Origin of the sequence: Microbacterium sp. LWS13-1.2, assembly GCF_040144835.1 — a bacterium.
Classification (GTDB): Bacteria; Actinomycetota; Actinomycetes; order Actinomycetales; family Microbacteriaceae; genus Microbacterium.
Genome location: NZ_CP151632.1, coordinates 105884 through 122012 on the forward strand (window position 1 = coordinate 105884; position 16129 = coordinate 122012).

16 protein-coding genes and 1 tRNA gene are annotated in these 16129 nt (G+C 71.4%); 7 read left to right on the plus strand and 10 right to left on the minus strand.

Going from position 1 to position 16129, the window contains the following annotated elements; genetic code table 11:
- Positions 1–67: 67 nt before the first annotated feature.
- Genes MRBLWS13_RS00470 through idi form a run of 7 tightly spaced genes read right to left on the minus strand, consistent with a single transcriptional unit; the run spans position 68 to position 5677 of the window.
- Complete coding sequence (locus MRBLWS13_RS00470; RefSeq protein ID WP_349427136.1) at positions 68–961, minus strand: prenyltransferase; 894 nt, start codon at positions 959–961, stop codon at positions 68–70.
- Complete coding sequence (locus tag MRBLWS13_RS00475) at positions 958–1281, minus strand: lycopene cyclase domain-containing protein (RefSeq protein WP_349427137.1); 324 nt, start codon at positions 1279–1281, stop codon at positions 958–960. Before MRBLWS13_RS00475 ends, MRBLWS13_RS00470 begins: the two co-directional genes overlap by 4 nt.
- Positions 1278–1631: a lycopene cyclase domain-containing protein gene (locus MRBLWS13_RS00480; protein ID WP_349427138.1), complete on the minus strand. Its 354-nt coding sequence runs from the start codon at positions 1629–1631 to the stop codon at positions 1278–1280. Before MRBLWS13_RS00480 ends, MRBLWS13_RS00475 begins: the two co-directional genes overlap by 4 nt.
- A gap of 2 nt (positions 1632–1633) precedes the next feature.
- Entirely contained in the window at positions 1634–3199 is a 1566-nt protein-coding gene (gene crtI, locus MRBLWS13_RS00485) for a phytoene desaturase family protein (RefSeq protein ID WP_349427139.1), read from the minus strand.
- Positions 3196–4077, minus strand: a complete 882-nt coding sequence (locus MRBLWS13_RS00490; RefSeq protein WP_349427140.1) for a squalene/phytoene synthase family protein — start codon at positions 4075–4077, stop codon at positions 3196–3198. The genes crtI and MRBLWS13_RS00490 overlap by 4 nt, the downstream gene beginning before the upstream one ends.
- Positions 4074–5129, minus strand: a complete 1056-nt coding sequence (locus MRBLWS13_RS00495; protein WP_349427141.1) for a polyprenyl synthetase family protein — start codon at positions 5127–5129, stop codon at positions 4074–4076. The genes MRBLWS13_RS00490 and MRBLWS13_RS00495 overlap by 4 nt, the downstream gene beginning before the upstream one ends.
- Positions 5126–5677 carry an isopentenyl-diphosphate Delta-isomerase gene (idi, locus tag MRBLWS13_RS00500; RefSeq protein ID WP_349427142.1) on the minus strand — a complete coding sequence of 184 codons (552 nt, stop codon included), beginning with the start codon at positions 5675–5677 and terminating at the stop codon, positions 5126–5128. The genes MRBLWS13_RS00495 and idi overlap by 4 nt, the downstream gene beginning before the upstream one ends.
- An 80-nt stretch (positions 5678–5757) precedes the next feature.
- Here idi and MRBLWS13_RS00505 point away from each other — a divergent pair, with 80 nt between their 5' ends.
- On the plus strand, positions 5758–6234 hold the full coding sequence (locus MRBLWS13_RS00505) for a MarR family transcriptional regulator (RefSeq protein WP_349427143.1): 477 nt from the start codon (positions 5758–5760) through the stop codon (positions 6232–6234).
- Positions 6235–6342: 108 nt separating this feature from the next.
- Here MRBLWS13_RS00505 and MRBLWS13_RS00510 read toward each other — a convergent pair.
- Positions 6343–6416, minus strand: a tRNA-Met gene (locus MRBLWS13_RS00510).
- A 92-nt stretch (positions 6417–6508) separates the two neighbouring features.
- On the opposite strand from MRBLWS13_RS00510, the gene MRBLWS13_RS00515 reads away from it, so the two are divergent.
- Positions 6509–7027, plus strand: coding sequence for a DUF6328 family protein (locus MRBLWS13_RS00515; RefSeq protein WP_349427144.1), 519 nt, complete (start codon positions 6509–6511; stop codon positions 7025–7027).
- Complete coding sequence (locus tag MRBLWS13_RS00520; protein WP_349427145.1) at positions 7024–7827, plus strand: carbon-nitrogen hydrolase family protein; 804 nt, start codon at positions 7024–7026, stop codon at positions 7825–7827. The genes MRBLWS13_RS00515 and MRBLWS13_RS00520 overlap by 4 nt, the downstream gene beginning before the upstream one ends.
- 9 nt (positions 7828–7836) lie before the next feature.
- Here MRBLWS13_RS00520 and MRBLWS13_RS00525 read toward each other — a convergent pair whose 3' ends face one another.
- Complete coding sequence (locus MRBLWS13_RS00525; RefSeq protein ID WP_349427147.1) at positions 7837–9036, minus strand: aminotransferase class I/II-fold pyridoxal phosphate-dependent enzyme; 1200 nt, start codon at positions 9034–9036, stop codon at positions 7837–7839.
- Positions 9037–9151: 115 nt separating this feature from the next.
- Between MRBLWS13_RS00525 and MRBLWS13_RS00530 the strand changes: the two genes are divergently transcribed.
- From MRBLWS13_RS00530 to MRBLWS13_RS00540, 3 genes are all read left to right on the plus strand, one after another.
- The gene (locus MRBLWS13_RS00530) at positions 9152–10828 is read left to right on the plus strand and encodes a trypsin-like peptidase domain-containing protein (RefSeq protein ID WP_349427148.1); all 1677 of its coding nucleotides are present in this window, start codon (positions 9152–9154) and stop codon (positions 10826–10828) included.
- A 68-nt stretch (positions 10829–10896) separates the two neighbouring features.
- Entirely contained in the window at positions 10897–12234 is a 1338-nt protein-coding gene (locus tag MRBLWS13_RS00535) for a CDP-glycerol glycerophosphotransferase family protein (protein ID WP_349427149.1), read from the plus strand.
- The gene (locus tag MRBLWS13_RS00540) at positions 12231–13682 is read left to right on the plus strand and encodes a CDP-glycerol glycerophosphotransferase family protein (RefSeq protein WP_349427150.1); all 1452 of its coding nucleotides are present in this window, start codon (positions 12231–12233) and stop codon (positions 13680–13682) included. Before MRBLWS13_RS00535 ends, MRBLWS13_RS00540 begins: the two co-directional genes overlap by 4 nt.
- Positions 13683–13703: 21 nt before the next feature.
- Here the strand turns inward: MRBLWS13_RS00540 and MRBLWS13_RS00545 are convergent, their stop codons facing one another.
- On the minus strand, positions 13704–14741 hold the full coding sequence (locus tag MRBLWS13_RS00545) for a glycosyltransferase family 2 protein (protein WP_349427151.1): 1038 nt from the start codon (positions 14739–14741) through the stop codon (positions 13704–13706).
- 98 nt (positions 14742–14839) lie between these two features.
- Here MRBLWS13_RS00545 and MRBLWS13_RS00550 point away from each other — a divergent pair, with 98 nt between their 5' ends.
- The gene (locus tag MRBLWS13_RS00550; RefSeq protein WP_349427152.1) at positions 14840–16120 is read left to right on the plus strand and encodes a CDP-glycerol glycerophosphotransferase family protein; all 1281 of its coding nucleotides are present in this window, start codon (positions 14840–14842) and stop codon (positions 16118–16120) included.
- Positions 16121–16129 lie beyond the last annotated feature (9 nt).

Genomic DNA, 16129 nt, shown 5'->3' on the forward strand with positions numbered 1-16129 from the left:
GCGGATGTGTGCGGCGTCGGGGCGGCAGCGTGCGGGACCCCGGGCCGTACGGCGGTCGTGGTCGGGCTCAGCCGGTCAGGACGGCGTACCAGATGAGCAGCAGCGTGACCACGAAGCCCGACAGCTGGTTCAGCCAGAGGAAGCGCCCCCAGCCCGCGGTGGCGGTGGCCGCCTCGGCGTCGGTGACCGAGCGGTACCGCCAGACCGTCACGAGGTAGGGGATCGCGAGCACCGCGGCCACGGGTCCGGGCCAGGTCGTCGCCAGCATGGCGATGCCGGCCGCGACGTAGCAGGCGAGCGCGAAGCGCACGGTCCAGCGCGCCCCTCGTGCCGTCGCGATCGACGCGATGCCCGCCTCCCGGTCGGCGACGACATCCTGAACCGCTCCGAACGCGTGGGAGGCGACGCCCCACAGCGCGAAGGCGACGATCAGCGCCGCGAGCGGGAGGGTCCAGGTCGCGCCGGCGAGGACCAGCGCGTACACGGCGGGGGAGAAGAAGTGGACGCTGCTGGTCGCCGAGTCCAGGAAAGGACGCTCCTTGAGGCGCAGCGGCGGTGCGCTGTAGAAGACGACGAAGAACAGGCTCGCGGCGAGCACCAGCCACGACGCCGGTGAGCCGACCACCAGCAGATACGCGACGAAGGGGAGGCACAGCAGACCCGCGGCCCACAGCGTCACCCGGTGCATGCGGCGGTCGAGGACGGCACCGTGCGCGCCCCCCTTGCGAGGGTTGCGGAGGTCGGACTCGTAGTCGAACACGTCGTTGATGCCGTACATCGCGAGGTTGTACGGCACCAGGAAGAACAGGGTGCCGATGACGAGCGTCGCGTCGATCTGACGCGTGGTGACCAGGTACGCGGCGGCGAACGGGTACGCGGTGTTGATCCAGCTCACCGGCCGCGAGGCGATCAGCAGCTGCCGCGCGACGGCGCCGGCGCGAAGCGACGGTGCGGCGGTCACTGTCGTGCCTCCTGCCGCCGGGGCCGTGCGGTCTCCAGGAGCGTGAACACCGAGGGGACGAGGAACGCCGCGCACACCGGGTACGCGAAGTCCTCGATCGGAGCAAGGCCGATCCGCACCCCCGAGATGAGCGATTCGGGATAGGTGAACAGACCCGCAGCGATCATCAGGTTGTCGAACACGGCGGTCAGGACGACCAGGATGCCGGCGGCGATGGCAGACGCCGTCATCCTCCCCGCGAAGCCGGGTCTCCGTGCCGTCAGGAGTGCGAGGACCGCCGTGATCGCCAGGAACGGCAGGACGATGAGGGGATAGGTCATGGTGCCGCCTCCGACGGTGAGGCGGAGGCATCCGTCCGGCGACGCTCGAGCATGCGCTGCGCGCCCGCCCAGGCCACGAGCGCGAGGTAGCTCAGGAAGGCCAGGAAGAACGGCTCCTCGAGCGGGAGGTGCGGTGCGAGGTCGATCCCGAGAAGGAGCGCACTGTCGCCTTTGACGAAGACGCCCGCCGCGATGCCGGCGGCGTCCCAGACGAGGAAGAACGCCGTGCCGATGCCGGCTGCGGCCAGCGTCCGGCCGGGCGCCGCCCACGCGGCGAGCCGCCAGCGTCGATCGATCAGCAGCACGCCGACGGTGGAGGCGAGGATCGCCGCGAGGTAGATTCCGGGCACCGTCACACTCTCGCAGGTTCCGCGAGAGGACCGGGAGACCGGTCGCCGCGGAGCCGCTTGACGACGAGCTCGGCAGAGATGAGACACATCGGCAGGCCGATGCCCGGAAGGGTCGACGCGCCCACGTACGACAGGCCGTCGACCTTGCGGGAGGCGTTGCGGGGACGGAAGACGGCGCTCTGACGCAGGGTGTGGGCGAGGCCGAGCGCATTGCCGCGCCAGGCTCCCAGGTCGTCGGCGAAATCGCCCGGCGCGACGGTGCGGCGCACGACGATGCGGCTCGCCAGATCCGGGATGCCGCACCAATCCGCGATCTGCGCGAGGACCCGGTCGGCGGCGGTCTCGATCCGAGGCTCGCCGTCCCCGTCGATGCCCCCGTGCCCGAGGCTGGGGTCCGCGGGCACGGGGACGAGCACGAAGAGGTTCTCGTGCTCAGGAGGCGCCACGTGGGGGTCCGTGGCGCTCGGGCGGCAGATGTAGAGCGAAGCGGGATCGGGGATCCGCGGATGCGAGCCGAAGATGTCGTCGAAGCCGGCGCGCCAGTCGTTCGCGAAGAGCAGCGTGTGGTGGGCGAGCTGCGGCAGCGTGCCCTCGACGCCCAGCATGACGAGCAGCGCCCCGGGGCTCGGCGTGCGCGAACGCCACCACTCCTCGGGGTAGGTCTGCTCGGCAGCGGCGACGAGCTGCGTCTCGGTGTGGTGCAGGTCCGCGCCCGACACGACGAGGTCGGCGCTCACACGGCGCCCGTCGGCGAGTTCGACGCCGGTCGCTGCGCCGGCTTCGATCGTGATCGCCGTGACGCGCGCTCCCGTCTCGATGACGACTCCGGATGCCTCCGCCAGGCGTGCGACCGCTCGGATGAACTCGGTGAACCCGCCGCGCGGATACAGCACGCGGTCGTCGAGGTCGAGGTGGCTCATCAGGTGGTACAGACTCGGGACGCCGTACGGCGAGCCGCCCAGGAACACGGCCGGGTACTCGAGGATCTGACGCAGCCGGGGATCCGTGAAGCGGCTCTCGACGTGGCGCGCGAGCGTACGGGTGAGCAGCGGCGCGAGGCGCGGCATCCGTCGCAGCAGGGCGGGGTCTCTGAGGCCCGCGGTCGTCTCGTACGTGTCGTAGAGGAAGCGGTTGACGGCGAGGTCGTACGCGTCGGCCGCGGAGTCCAGGTAGGCGTCCAGCCGTGCACCGGCACCCGGCTCCACGCTCTCGAAGAGCGCCGTCGCGGCGGCGCGTCCGGATCGGACGTCGAGCGGGTCGAGACCGGTGGACGGGTCCGAGTAGACGCGGTAGGCCGGATCCAGCGGCACGAGGTCGAGCTCGCGATCGGCAGTCGTTCCGAGCAGCCGGAAGAAGTGGTCGAACACCTCGGGCATGAGGTACCAGCTGGGCCCGGTGTCGAAGCGGAATCCTTCGTGATCCCACGATCCGGCGCGTCCGCCCAGCTCGTCGCGTGCCTCGAACAGGGCGGTGTCCCAGCCCTCCGCGGCGAGCAGCGCCGCCGCGGCGAGCCCGCCGATGCCGCCGCCGATGACGACCGCGCGTCGCGGTGAGTCCTGCATGCTCATGCGCGCGCCTCTCGTGGAGCGAATCCCAGCAGCGCGCGTGCGGCGAGGCGCGCCTTGACGGTGTCGGGCACACGCACTCTGGCGTCCCCGTCTCCGCACGCTCGCAGGCGTGCCGCGAGCTCGGCGAAGAGGTCGTGTGCGGCGGTCACGGCGCGGCGGCAGTCCGCCGGCAGTGCCGGGATGGTGCGGGCGGCGGCGGCGAGGTCGGCGTCGATGCGATCGAGGATGGCGGCACGCTCTCCTTCGTCGGCGGCGGGACCCAGGTAGTCCCGGCCGAGCACTGCGCCGTCGTGGGTGCGGTCCCGCAGGAAGTTGACGTCCTGGAACGCGGCGCCGAGCCGTCGGGCACCGTCCACCAGCTCCGGTGACGGGGCGACGGGATGCGGCGCGCCCGCGTTGACGAACACCTGCAGGCACATGAGACCGATGACCTCGGCCGAGCCGTAGACGTAGGCGTCGTGCGAGGCGGCGTCGTGCCGGCGCGTGTGCAGATCGGTCCGCATGGACGCGAAGAATGGCGCCACCAGGTCGGGGCCGATCCCGCATTCGCGCGCCGTCGTGGCGAAGGCGTGCACGACGAGGTTCGAGCTGAAACCTCGCAGGGTCGCGTCGAGCACCTCCTGCTCCAGCTGGTCCAGGACGTCCTCCATGGCCTCCGCCGACAGCCCGGCCTCGGCGGCCGGCCCGTCGACGATCTCGTCCGCGATGCGCGCGAGCGCGTAGATGTTCCGCACGTGCGGGCGCGGCCGCGGCCCGAGAAGGCGGCACGCGAGCCCGAACGAGGTCGAGTAGCGGGCGATCACGGTGGCAGCGGCATCCGCAGCAGCCCGGTCGTACAGCGCGAGTCCGGTCGCCGTGCGGCTGCGCGAGTCGTTCACGGGACCCGCCCTTCGATGCCGTCCGCGAGCGTGCGCAGAAGGTCGCCGGCTCGATCCGGCAGAGCCGGGTCGTCCGATGCGGCGCGCACCGCCTCGAGCGTCTCGCAGATCAGAGCGACCATGCGCTCGCGCGCACCGCTCGATTCGAGGACGGACTGCGCCTCGCGCACCGCCACGGGTCCCGTATGGGCCAGCGCCAGTGCCTCGTCGACGCGTCCGGCGGCGGCGGACTCCCGCGCAAGCGCCACCAGCGGCGTCCGCTTGTTCTCGCGGAGGTCCGGCCCGGAGTCCCGCCCGGTCTGCTGCGTCGTGCCGAACGCGCCGATGAGGTCGTCGACGAGCTGGAAGGCTAGTCCGAGGCGTCCGGCGGCGTCTCCGAGCACGCGCAGCGCTTCGGCGTCCGCGCCGCCCAGCAGCGCGCCCGCCTGCATCGGGGCGCGGAACGAGTACACCGCCGTCTTGTTGAAGGCCGTGTCGAGCGTCGTGCCACGAGACGGATGCCGCGTCGCGACGCTGTTCTCCACATCGGCGAGCTCGCCGGCGGCGGAGACCAGGATGGCGTCGTCGAGCAGCGTGAGGAGGCGATCGCGCGTCGCGTCATCGGTGTGCGCCATCGCGACCAGCCGGAACGCCTCATGGAGGAGGATGTCGCCGGCGAGGATCGCGGCGGCGTCGCCGAGAAGCGCTGCGCCCTCCGCGCCGGCGCCGCCGTCCCGCGCCCGCAGCCGGAACTCGCCGCCGACGTTGGGCACGCCGCGGCGCATCGTGTCGTGGTCGATCACGTCGTCGTGCACGACGAATGCGGTGTGGAGCAGCTCGAATGCTGCCGCGACGGAGAGGGCGGCCGAGGCGTTGGCATCGTCGGTGCGGCATGCGTCGAAGGATGCCGTGACCAGAGCAGGACGCAGCCGCTTGCCGCCGTGGGCGGCGCGGGTGATGGCATCCGCCAGCGCGCCGAATGCGGGGCCCAGCTCCACAGCGCGTTCGCGGATCCTCGCCAGCGCCCCGTCGATCGCGATCTGCAGGTCGGGGTCGGTCGCCGCCGGGATCATGATGCGCGGCGCTGACGTGACGGAGCGTCGAACAGGTGGAGCTGCTCGGCCTGCAGCACGAGCCAGGGGCTGAAAGCCCACGGCGTCGCCTCGAGCGAGGCAGCGATCGCCGCGGGCTCGACCCAGCGGGCGTCGACCACCTCGAGCGGGTTGAGCACCGGCTCGTCGTCGGTATGCGCGATGTAGACGGGGCATACCTCGTGCTCGACGATGCCGTTCGCATCGGTGGCACGGTACCGGAACAGAGGGAGCGCCACCCGGAGATCGGTGAGCATGATGCCCAGTTCGAAGTCGGCGTGCCGCCGGACCGCCGAGAGGACGGGTTCGGCCGGACGAGGATGACCGCAGAACGAGTTGGTCCAGACGCCCGGCCAGGTGCGCTTGCGCAGCGCCCGGCGGGTGATGAGGACCTGCCCCTCGCTGTTGAGGACGTGGCACGAGAAAGCCAGGTGCAGAGCGGTGTCGGGACCGTGCACGCTCGACTTGGGCGCAGTTCCGATCGGGTTGCCGTCGTCGTCGAGCAGCACCACGTGGTCGGTGTCGGGCATCCGATCACTCCCTTTCTGGATTGCTAGCCAAACTAGCAATTTCTCTTATGCGATGCTACAACGGGTCGGAGGGAACGTCCATGAGATCCGAGCGCTGGCAGCCGCAGACGAATCATGAGCACGCGGTGATGCGTGTGCTCACGTCGATTCGAGCCGTCAGCGACGCCATGGAGCGCATGCACAGCGGCATGAAGGACGACATGGACATGAATGCCACCGATGTGGCGGCGCTGCGGCTGCTGATCATCCGGGAGCGGCAGGAGCAGTCCGTGAGCCCCCGCGACATCGCCCGGCACTTGAGGATCTCGACCGCCTCGACGACCAAGCTGCTGGACCGGCTGGTCGATTCCGGACACGTCGAGCGCCTCCCGCACCCGACCGATCGCCGCGGTCGTGTCGTCGTTCTGACCGACGTGGCCCGGCAGACATTCTTCCGCGTCTTCGGCGAGCGACTGCGCGCCATGCGCACGATCGCCATGCGGTACGACGAGTCCGAGCTCTCTGTCATCGAGCGCTTCCTCGACGACCTGAGCGGTGCGATGGATCCGCCCGAGTGACTCCGCCCGCTGCGGCGCGGGACCCCGGAGGCAGGTCCGCGGCAGCGGTCTCACTGGAAAACGAAGAAGAGGGCATCCCTCGCGGGATGCCCTCTTCTTTGTTTTCTGTTGCGGGGACAGGATTTGAACCTGCGACCTCTGGGTTATGAGCCCAGCGAGCTACCGAGCTGCTCCACCCCGCGGCACAAGGAATAGCCTAACACGGGTTTCGAGTGCTCATGAACACGGCGTGGGCGGGTTGCTGTGCCGGCTCCCCGCGCGACAGGATGAGCCCATGCCCGGCGACCGTGACACCGACCCTCAGGACGACCGCGTGGACGGTCGCGATGAGACGCCCGAGGAACGTGCCGACCGCAACTGGAACGAGGTGCTGCAAGAGCTCCGCGTGCTCCAGACCGGCACTCAGATCCTCACCGGCTTCCTGCTCGCGCTCGCGTTCCAGCCCGCGTTCGTTGATCTGTCGGATACTCAGCGCGCGGTGTACCTCGGCCTGGTCGTCCTCTCCGCGATCAGCTCGATCGTGGCGCTCGCCCCTGTCGCCCTGCATCGGGTCCTCTTCCAGCAGCGCGCCAAGTCCGCGGTCGTCCGCTACGGCCACGGATGTCTCATCACGGCGCTGCTGACCGTGTCGGTGCTCGTCGTCGGCGTGGTGGCGTTCGTGTTCGACGTCGTCCTCGGCGGGTCCGCGGGCTGGTGGGCGCTGATTCCGCTGGCCGTGCTGATCCTGGTGCTGTGGCTCATCGCGCCGGCCATCCTGCGCGCCCGGATCCGCACGAACGGAGAGCGCCCATGAGCGACACCCTGCCGATCGGGGTCGCGCAGTTCGCCCCCACTGCCGACGCGGCGGGCAACCTCGAGTCGATCGCGCAGCTGGTGGCGACGGCATCCGCTCGGGGCGCCCGGGTCGTGGTCTTCCCCGAGTACTCGAGCTACTTCGTCGACCCGTTCGACGAGTCGCTCGCCGAGAACGCCGAAGACCTCGACGGCGCATTCGTGCGCGCCCTGACCGCGCTGGCGCACAGGCACGACGTCGTGATCGTGGCGGGCTTGCTGGAGCGGGCGAGCGACGAGCGCCGCGTGCGCAACACCGCCGTCGCGGTCGATGCGACAGGGCTGATCGCGCACTACCGCAAGCTGCACCTGTACGACGCCTTCGGTCAGCGCGAATCGGACTGGGTGGAGCCGGGGGACCCCGCGCCGCCGCAGCTGTTCGAGCTCGCCGGACTCCGATTCGGCCTCATGACCTGCTACGACCTGCGATTCCCCGAGGTGGGCCGGCTGCTGGTCGATGCCGGGGCGGACGTCTTCGTCGTCCCGGCTGAGTGGGTCCGCGGGCCGCTCAAGGAGCACCACTGGCGCACGCTGCTGCACGCGCGGGCGATCGAGAACACGGTGTTCGTCGCCGCAGCGGACCACCCGCCGCCCCTGGGCGTGGGCAACTCGCTCATCGTCGATCCGCTGGGCGTCGAGCTCGCCGCTGTCGGCACGTCGACCGACGTCGCCGTGGCGCATCTCGACATCGGGGCGATCGAGCGCGTGCGGCGCGTCAACCCCGCGCTCGCCCTCCGGCGCTTCCGCGTCGAGGAGCGCTGAGCGGCGAACTCACGCGAGGCGGGCGAGACGGGATGCCGCCTCCTCGAGCACATCGACGCGCTTGCACGCCGCGAACCGCACCAGCGTGGCGTACTCGCCCCGGCGCTCGGGCGTCGCGAAAGCGGTGAGGGGGATCGCGACGACCCCGGCGCGCTGGGGGAGCGTGCGGCAGAAGGCCGCGGCATCCGTCGCTCCCAGCGCATGGGCGTCAGCGACGGTGAAGTACGAACCGGCCGGGGTCGACACGTCGAATCCCACCGCGCGCAGACCTTCACCGAGCAGATCCCGCTTCGCACGCAGAGTGTCGGCGACGCCGCGGAAGAAGTCGTCGCCCAGGCGGAGTCCGGTCGCGAGCGCGGGCTGGAAGGGGCTGCCGTTGACGTAGGTGAGGAACTGCTTCACCGCGAGTACGGCGTCGATCAGCGCGGCCGGGCCCGAGATCCAGCCGATCTTCCAGCCGGTGGTCGAGAAGGTCTTGCCGCCGGAAGAGATCGTCAGGGTGCGCTCCTCGGCTCCCGGCAGCGTCGCGAGCGGGACGTGCGGCTCATCGAACACCAGATGCTCGTACACCTCGTCGGTGACGATGACGGCGTCATGGCGCGCCGCGAGGCGCACGATCTCGTCGCGCACGTCGGAGTGGAAGACGGCGCCGGTGGGGTTGTGCGGATCGTTCACCAGGATCACGCGCGTGCGGTCGCTGACGGCGGCGCGCAGGTCGTCGAGGGCGGGCTGGAAGTCCGGCCAGCGCAACGGGACGGTCACCAGGCGCGCCCCGGCCAGCGCCACCACCGCCGCATACGAGTCGTAGTACGGCTCGAAGACGACCACCTCGTCGTCGGGGTCGTCGAGCAGCGCCAGCAGCGTCGCGGCGAGCGCCTCGGTCGCCCCGGCTGTCACGAGCACCTCGCGGGCAGGGTCCAGGTGCAGACCGTAGAACCGCTCCTGGTGCTCCGCGATGGCCGCGAGGAGATCCGGGATGCCGCGCCCCGGCGGGTACTGATTGACCCCGTTCGCGATCGCCGAACGGGCGGCCTCCAGCACCTCGGCGGGCCCGTCCTCGTCGGGGAACCCCTGGCCGAGGTTGATCGCACCGGTTTGCGCCGCCAGGGCCGACATCTCCGCGAAGATGGTGGGGTGGATCGACCCGTCGGCGCCGACGAGTCCGGCACCCGCCGCGGTGCGGTGCCAAGCTCCGGGGATCTGTCGCATCGCTTCACCGTACCGGGCAGGCTCATCCCTCTTGCATAGGCGAGTCCCACTCCCGACATAAGAAACGCACAGCATCGATGGGCACAGTGGTGAGTGCTTGGCAGAAGGAGCAAACATGAGCGACATCCAGGGCGATCGCCCGGAAGACCAGACCCCCGCCGTCCCCACACAGTCGGCCGCGGAGGCCGCCGCGCAGACACCTGCCGAGCCGGAGACTCCGGCCGCCGCTGCGGTCGCGCCGGAGACCGACCCGTCGGCCGCCACGGAGCCGCCCGCCGTTGCCGCCCCCACGGCCCCGGCTGCGCCGGCTGAGACGGCCGCGCAGCCCGCGTCGCACGTGCAGCCGGCCGCACGGGCTCAGCCCGCGCCGCCGGCCGGCTATCCCGCCGGTGCGCAGGCATACGCCCGCCCGCAGGGCTACGCGGGCCTGCCCGCGCCGTACCCCCACTCGTACGCCGGCCAGCAGCAGCCCGGGACCCCCGCACCGGGTGCGTCCTTCGGCGTCACCCCGGCGGACACCCAGCCGACCCTTCCGATCGGCGGCGCCACCGGCGCCGCACCGGTCTCGACGGCGACCACCGCGCCGAAGAAGCAGACGGCGGCCGGCAAGGTCGTCGGACTCATCGTCGCCGCCGCGATCGTCGGCGGCGCGGCGGGCCTCGGCGGGGCCTACGCGGGCGTCAACTGGTTCACGCCGGCGAGCACCTCGCCCATCGCAGGCCCCACGACCGTCACCGTGAACGACACCGAGTCGGTCAACCAGACCACCGCGATCGCCGCGAAGGTGCTGCCCAGCGTCGTCACCATCGCTGCGACGGGCTCGTCCGGCGCGGGCACGGGCTCGGGCGTCGTCCTCACCGAGGACGGCTACGTCGTCACCAACACCCACGTCGTCACCCTCGACGGCGCCACGGGCGACGCGGCGATCCGTGTGACCACCTCCGACGGCCGCGTCTACGACGCCGAGGTCGTCGGCACCGACCCGACCTACGACCTGGCAGTCATCAAGCTCACCGACGCCGAGGGCCTTACGCCGATCGACTTCGCGGACTCCAGCAAGCTCAACGTCGGCGACACGACCGTCGCCGTCGGCGCCCCGCTGGGCCTGGCGAACTCCGTCACCGAGGGCATCATCAGCGCGCTCAACCGGTCGATCTCGATCGCGTCGTCGGCGGCGCCCGACGGCGGCGACACGGAGGACCAGGAGCCGCAGGAGGAGAACGGCCAGGAGGGCCCGTTCCGCTTCGACTTCGGCCAGGGCGACCAGGGGACGACGGCGACCGAGAGCATCTCGATCGCGGTGATCCAGACCGACGCGGCCATCAACCCCGGCAACTCGGGCGGCGCGCTCGTCGACTCGGACGGCAAGCTGATCGGCATCAACGTCGCCATCGCGACCGCGGGCGGATCGTCCTCGGACGGCTCGGGCTCGATCGGCGTGGGCTTCTCGATTCCCTCCGACATCGTCCAGCGCATCACCGACGAGATCATCGACAGCGGCGAGGCGACGCACGGCCTGCTCGGCGCGAACGTGAGGCCGGCGGCATCCGTCGAAGATGCGACGATCACCGGCGCCTACATCGCGGAGGTCACCGACGGCGGTGCGGCGGCCGACGCCGGCCTGCAGGCGGGCGACGTGGTCACCGGCTTCAACGGCGTGCCGATCACCGACGCGACCGACCTCACCGCGCAGGTGCGCGCGGTGGCAGCAGGAAGCACGGCAGAGGTCACGTTCGTCCGCGACGGCAAGACGCAGACGGTGGAAGTGACGCTGGGCTCGCTCCAGCAGTAGCTCTTCTCACAGGACGCCATCTCGCGAGTCAGCGAGCCCGGGCACGGGCTCGCAGGTAGGCTCGCGGGATGGCGTCCTTCTCTTTCGGCGCGGGGAATGCGCGAAAGCTCGCGACGATCCCGCTGTATGCCGCAGGACGCATCTTCACGCTCCTCGTGCCCCGCACACCCGATGAATGGGTGTTCGGGTGCGCCGTCGGCATCGGCGACGGCGCACTCGCCCTGTGGGAGGTTGCGGCCGCCGACGATCGCCCCGCGGTGTGGCTGGTCGGCTCGAGGCGGGAGGCGACGGATGCCGCGGCCCGCGGCATCCGTGCCGTTCCGAAGCGTTCGCTGCAGGGGCTGTGGCGCACGGCGCGCGCTCGCGTGATCGTCGTCACCCACGGCTTCGGCGATGTGAACAGGTACGCCGTGTCGGGCGGGTTGGTGGTGCAGCTGTGGCACGGCATCCCGCTCAAGCGCATCGGGCTCGATTCGCCCGAGACCCTGCGCGTGCCGGGTGCGATCGCGGCGACACCGGCCGCGGGCGTCGTCAGGACGCTGCTGCGGACGATGTACCGCCGCGCCGCGCGGCGCATCCGGATCCTTCCGGCGGCTTCGCATCTCGTGCGTGGCCGGCTCGAATCCGCGTTCGGGCTGCGTGACGCCGACGTGCCGGTCACCGGCGAGCCCCGCGTCGACGTGCTCTCGCGCGGCACCGCGGCTGTCCGCCGTGCCGAGGCTCGCGCGGCCATCGGCCGGGCGGTGCCGCGGGCGACGCCGGCGGCGCGATTCGTCCTGTATGCGCCGACCTGGCGCGACGGGGCCCCGGATCCTGCGGTGCCGACCGCCCACGAGTGGACGAGCATCGTCGACGTGCTGACGCGGCACGACGCCACGCTGCTCGTACGCTCGCATCCGCTCGGCGCGGGCGAGTACCGTCCGCCGTTCCCGACCGATCGCGTCCTGCCGCTCGGCAGCGACCTGGTGGCCGACGTCACGCCTCTTCTTCCCGGTCTCGATGCACTCGTGACGGACTACTCGTCTCTCGCGTTCGACGCCGCACTGGTGCCGCTGCCCACGCTCTTCCTCGCGCCCGACGTCGAGGAGTACGCGCGGCGTCGAGGGTTCTATGGCGCCTATGCCGATGTCGCGGGCGACGACTGCGCGGTGGAGTGGGGGCAGACCGCGGCGCAGCTCGATGCGCTCCTCGGCGATGCAGCCGAGCACGGCCGGCGGGTCGATCGCGCCGCCGCACTCAGCGCACGCGTGCACGCGTTCCACGACGGGCGCAACGCCGAGAGGGTGTACCGTGCGATCCTGGCCGGAGCGGTCCCCGCACCCGCTGCCGGCATCGCCGACGCGCTGCGCGGAGCCGCCGGGCGCAGGGGCCCGGACGACGCCCGCCCGAGGGAAGGAACCGGATGATCGAGGCGAGCTTCACGACGGACGAGGTGCCTGCTCTGGTGCTCGCGGGCGAGGGGGAGCGACCCGCGTCCGTCGAGATCGTCGGCGCCCGCGCCCGGGTCACCGCACGCGTGACCGGGCGCGGCAAGACATGGAAGGCGACGCTGCCGCTGCGCGCCGCCCGCTGGGGCGGCCCGGAGCTGCCGCTGCCGTCGGGGTCGTACGAGGTGCGGATCGCGGATGCCGAGGGAAGCGCCGTGCGTCCACCCGAGGGGCTGCCCGTCACGCAGCTGGGCACGCTGCGCGCGGCCCTGGAGGGGTGGACGCTGCGCGTGAGCCCGCCCATCAATCCTGCGTACGACTCGGGCGAGGGGCAGGACGCCCTCGAGCGCCGGTACGCCACACGCCCGGCCTCCGGCTTCGAGAACGCCGTGTTCTTCGAGAGCTTCTACGGGCGCAACGCCAGCTGCAACCCGCTCGCGATCGATCGCGAGCTCGCGCGCCGAGCGCCCCATGTCACGCGGTACTGGAGCGTGGTCGACCTGTCGATCGCGGTGCCGGACGGCGCGATCCCCGTCATCGAGGGCAGCCCCGAATGGTGGCGCGCCCGCGGCGCCGCACGGCTGCTCGTGGTCAACGACTGGCTGCGACGGCGGTTCGCGAGACGCAAGGGCCAGGTGGTGCTGCAGACGTGGCATGGCACGCCGCTGAAACGGCTCGCGCTGCACCGCCCGGGTTTCGACCCGCGTCGCATGGCCGCCGTGGTGCGCGAATCGCGCCGCTGGAACGTGCTGCTCGCCCAGAACCCGTACGCCGCGCGCATCCTCGGCAAGGCCTATGCGTTCCTCACCCGTCCGGTCTGGGTCGAGGGCTACCCGCGAAACGACGTGCTCACGCGCGGCGACGGGACCGCGACACGGGAGGCGCTCGGCATCCGTCCCGGCGAGAAGGTGGTGCTGTACGCGCCGACGTGGCGCGACGACCGCGACCAGATCGTCGACTTCGTCGACCCGGGTGCGCTCGCCGCCGCGACCGACGCCGTCGTGCTCGTGCGCGGCCATTCGCGCACGCTTCTTCCGGGAAGAGATGCCGAAGGCCCCCGCGTGATCGACGTGACCGGCTTTCCCGACACCTCGCTGCTGCTGCTCGTCGCGGACGCCCTCGTCACCGACTACTCGTCGGTGATGTTCGACTTCTCGGTGACCGGCAAGCCGATGTACTTCCTCGTGCCCGACATGGAGCACTACCGCGGCGAGCTGCGCGGGTTCTACTTCGATCTCGCGGCACACGCACCGGGACCGATGGTGCGCACGCAGGAGGAGCTGGTCGCGGCGCTCGCCGCCGATGACGCGGACGCCTACGCCGACCGGTACGCGCAGTGGCGCGAGAAGTTCAACGCCCGCGACGACGGGCATGCCGCCGAGCGGGTCGTGACGCGGATCCTGGATCAGGGGTTCATCGAGATCTGACGCACGCGCGCCGGATCGACATCACGGCAGCGGCGTGTTGCGGCTGCCCAGTCGTGACGTGTCGACCGTGTCGTGCGCGCCGCCGATCACGCCGAGCAGGAACCCCCAGCCCCACGCGAGGTGCATGCTCGGCAGCACGGCCGCGGTCCAGAGCTTGTCGCGCCAGCCGTGTCCGCCGCTGCGGCCGGCGGCGACGCCGATGATGAGGATCGCATACGCGATCACGGGGAGATACACGACGGATGCCGCCACCGCCCACCATCCCTGCAGCACGCCCGTCAACTGCATCGCGGCGACGACGAGCCCCAGAAGGATCGTGAGCACGAGTGCGGGCGGCGCGAAGAAGCGCAGGGAGTTGCCGCGCCCGAACCGGCGGACCAGCTCGCCGCGCCAGCGTCCGGTGGCCGAGAACTGGCGCACCAGCCGCGTCCAGCTCTCGCGCGGCCAGTACGTGACGGCCAGGCTCGGGTCGAACCACACACGGTAGCCGGCACGACGGATGCGGAGGTTCAGCTCCCAGTCCTCGCCTCGGCGGATGCTCTCATCGAACAGGCCCACCTCGTCGAGCACCGCGCGGCGCATAACGCCCAGATACGCCGACTCGGCCTCGCCCTCCTGCGTGCCGCCGTGGTACGCGCCGCCGCCCAGCCCGATGGGGGAGTTGTAGGCGCGCGCGACCGCCCGCTGGAAGGGCGTGCGCCCGTCCGCGCGCATGACCCCGCCGACATTCGCGGCGCGGACCCGCGCGAGCGTCGCGAGGGCGCTGCGGGCATAGCTGGGGTCGAGTTCGGAATGCGCGTCGACCCGGACCACGGTGGCGTACCGCCCGGCGCCGATCGCGAGATTGAGGCCGATCGGGATGTCGGCGGCGGGGTTGTCGATCAGCACGATGCGGTCATCGTCCCGGGCGAGCTCGCGAGCCAGTTCGCTCGTGCCGTCGGTGGACGGACCCAGCGCCAGGATCAGCTCCGTCGGACCCGGCACATCCTGCGCCAGCACGGTCTCGACCGCGCGTCGCAGGTAGTCGCGCTCATTGAGCACCGGCATCACGAAGCTCACGCCGGCACCGGGCGGAGGGACCGGAGCGTCCCTGCGCCCGTGTTGCTCGACATGCACGCGTCGATCATGTCATGGGTGCCGCTGGGTAGGCTGGACGCGTGGGTCTCGTCTCGGATGGAAAGAAGGCGGTCGCGCTCGTCCGCAAGGCGGTGCGCAATCGCTCGGCCGTGATCGACGTGCGGCGCACGCTCGCGGCCCGGCCGCAGCATCCGCCGTTCCACTACCGGGTCGCGGTGTACTTCGCCGACGGCGCGGTCAACATGTACCAGATGCGGCAGTGGTACAAGCCGCTCGCCGGACTGGCGAAGACCTGGCCCGTCGTCGTGCTCAGCCGTGCCGCGACGGGTGCCGAGGCGCTCCTCGCCGACGGCGCACTGCCGGTCGCCTTCGTGCCGACGGTGCGGGACCTCGAGCGCTTCATCGCCAAGCAGGACATCCGCGTCGTGCTGTACGTGAACCAGAACACGCGCAACTTCCAGATGTTCCGCTACGGGCGCCGCTGGCACGTGTTCATCAACCACGGCGAGTCCGACAAGATGTACATGACCACCAACCAGTACAAGGCGTACGACTACGCGATGATCGCGGGCGACGCGGCGCGCGAGCGGCTCTCGCGGGTGCTGTGGGACTACGACATCGACCGGCGCACGATCGAGATCGGCCGCCCGCAGGCGGACCACTACTCGGGCACCTTGCCGTACACCCCCGACGAGCGCACCGTGGTGCTCTACGCGCCCACCTGGGAGGGCGATCGGCCTTCGGCGCACTACGGCTCCATCGCAACGCACGGCGAGGCGCTGGTCGCCGCTCTGCTCGCGACCGGACGCCACCGGGTCATCTACCGCCCGCACCCGCGATCGGGCGTGGTGAACCACGAGTACGGCGCCGCGAACAAGCGCATCATCGCCGCCCTTGCCGGGGCGAATGCAGCCGATCCCGCCGCGCAGCACGTCTTCGACGACGGACCCGACCTCGGCTGGCAGCTGGCCGCCGCCGACGTCGCGATCGTCGACATCTCCGCGATGGTCTACGACCGGCTCGCGGCCGACAGGCCGCTGCTGATCACCCGACCGGCCGACCCCGCCGCGGCCATCGACACGCACGGCTACCTGTCGGCGTGCGAATGGCTGGATGCCTCGGCCGCCGCCGACATCGTCGCTGAGACGGAACGCGTGCTGGGCGACCCCGAGGCGGTCGCGCGTCTCGAGGAGTGGGTGACACGATACTTCGGCGACACCACCCCGGGTGCCGCGACGGCGCGGTTCCACGCGGCCGTGCAAGGACTCATGGGCGACTGGGAGGCCTGGTACGCGCGCTCGGTCGCCGACAGCGACGACGATGAGCAAGAGGACGAGGCCGACCTCGACGAAGAGGGCTGAGCGACAGGG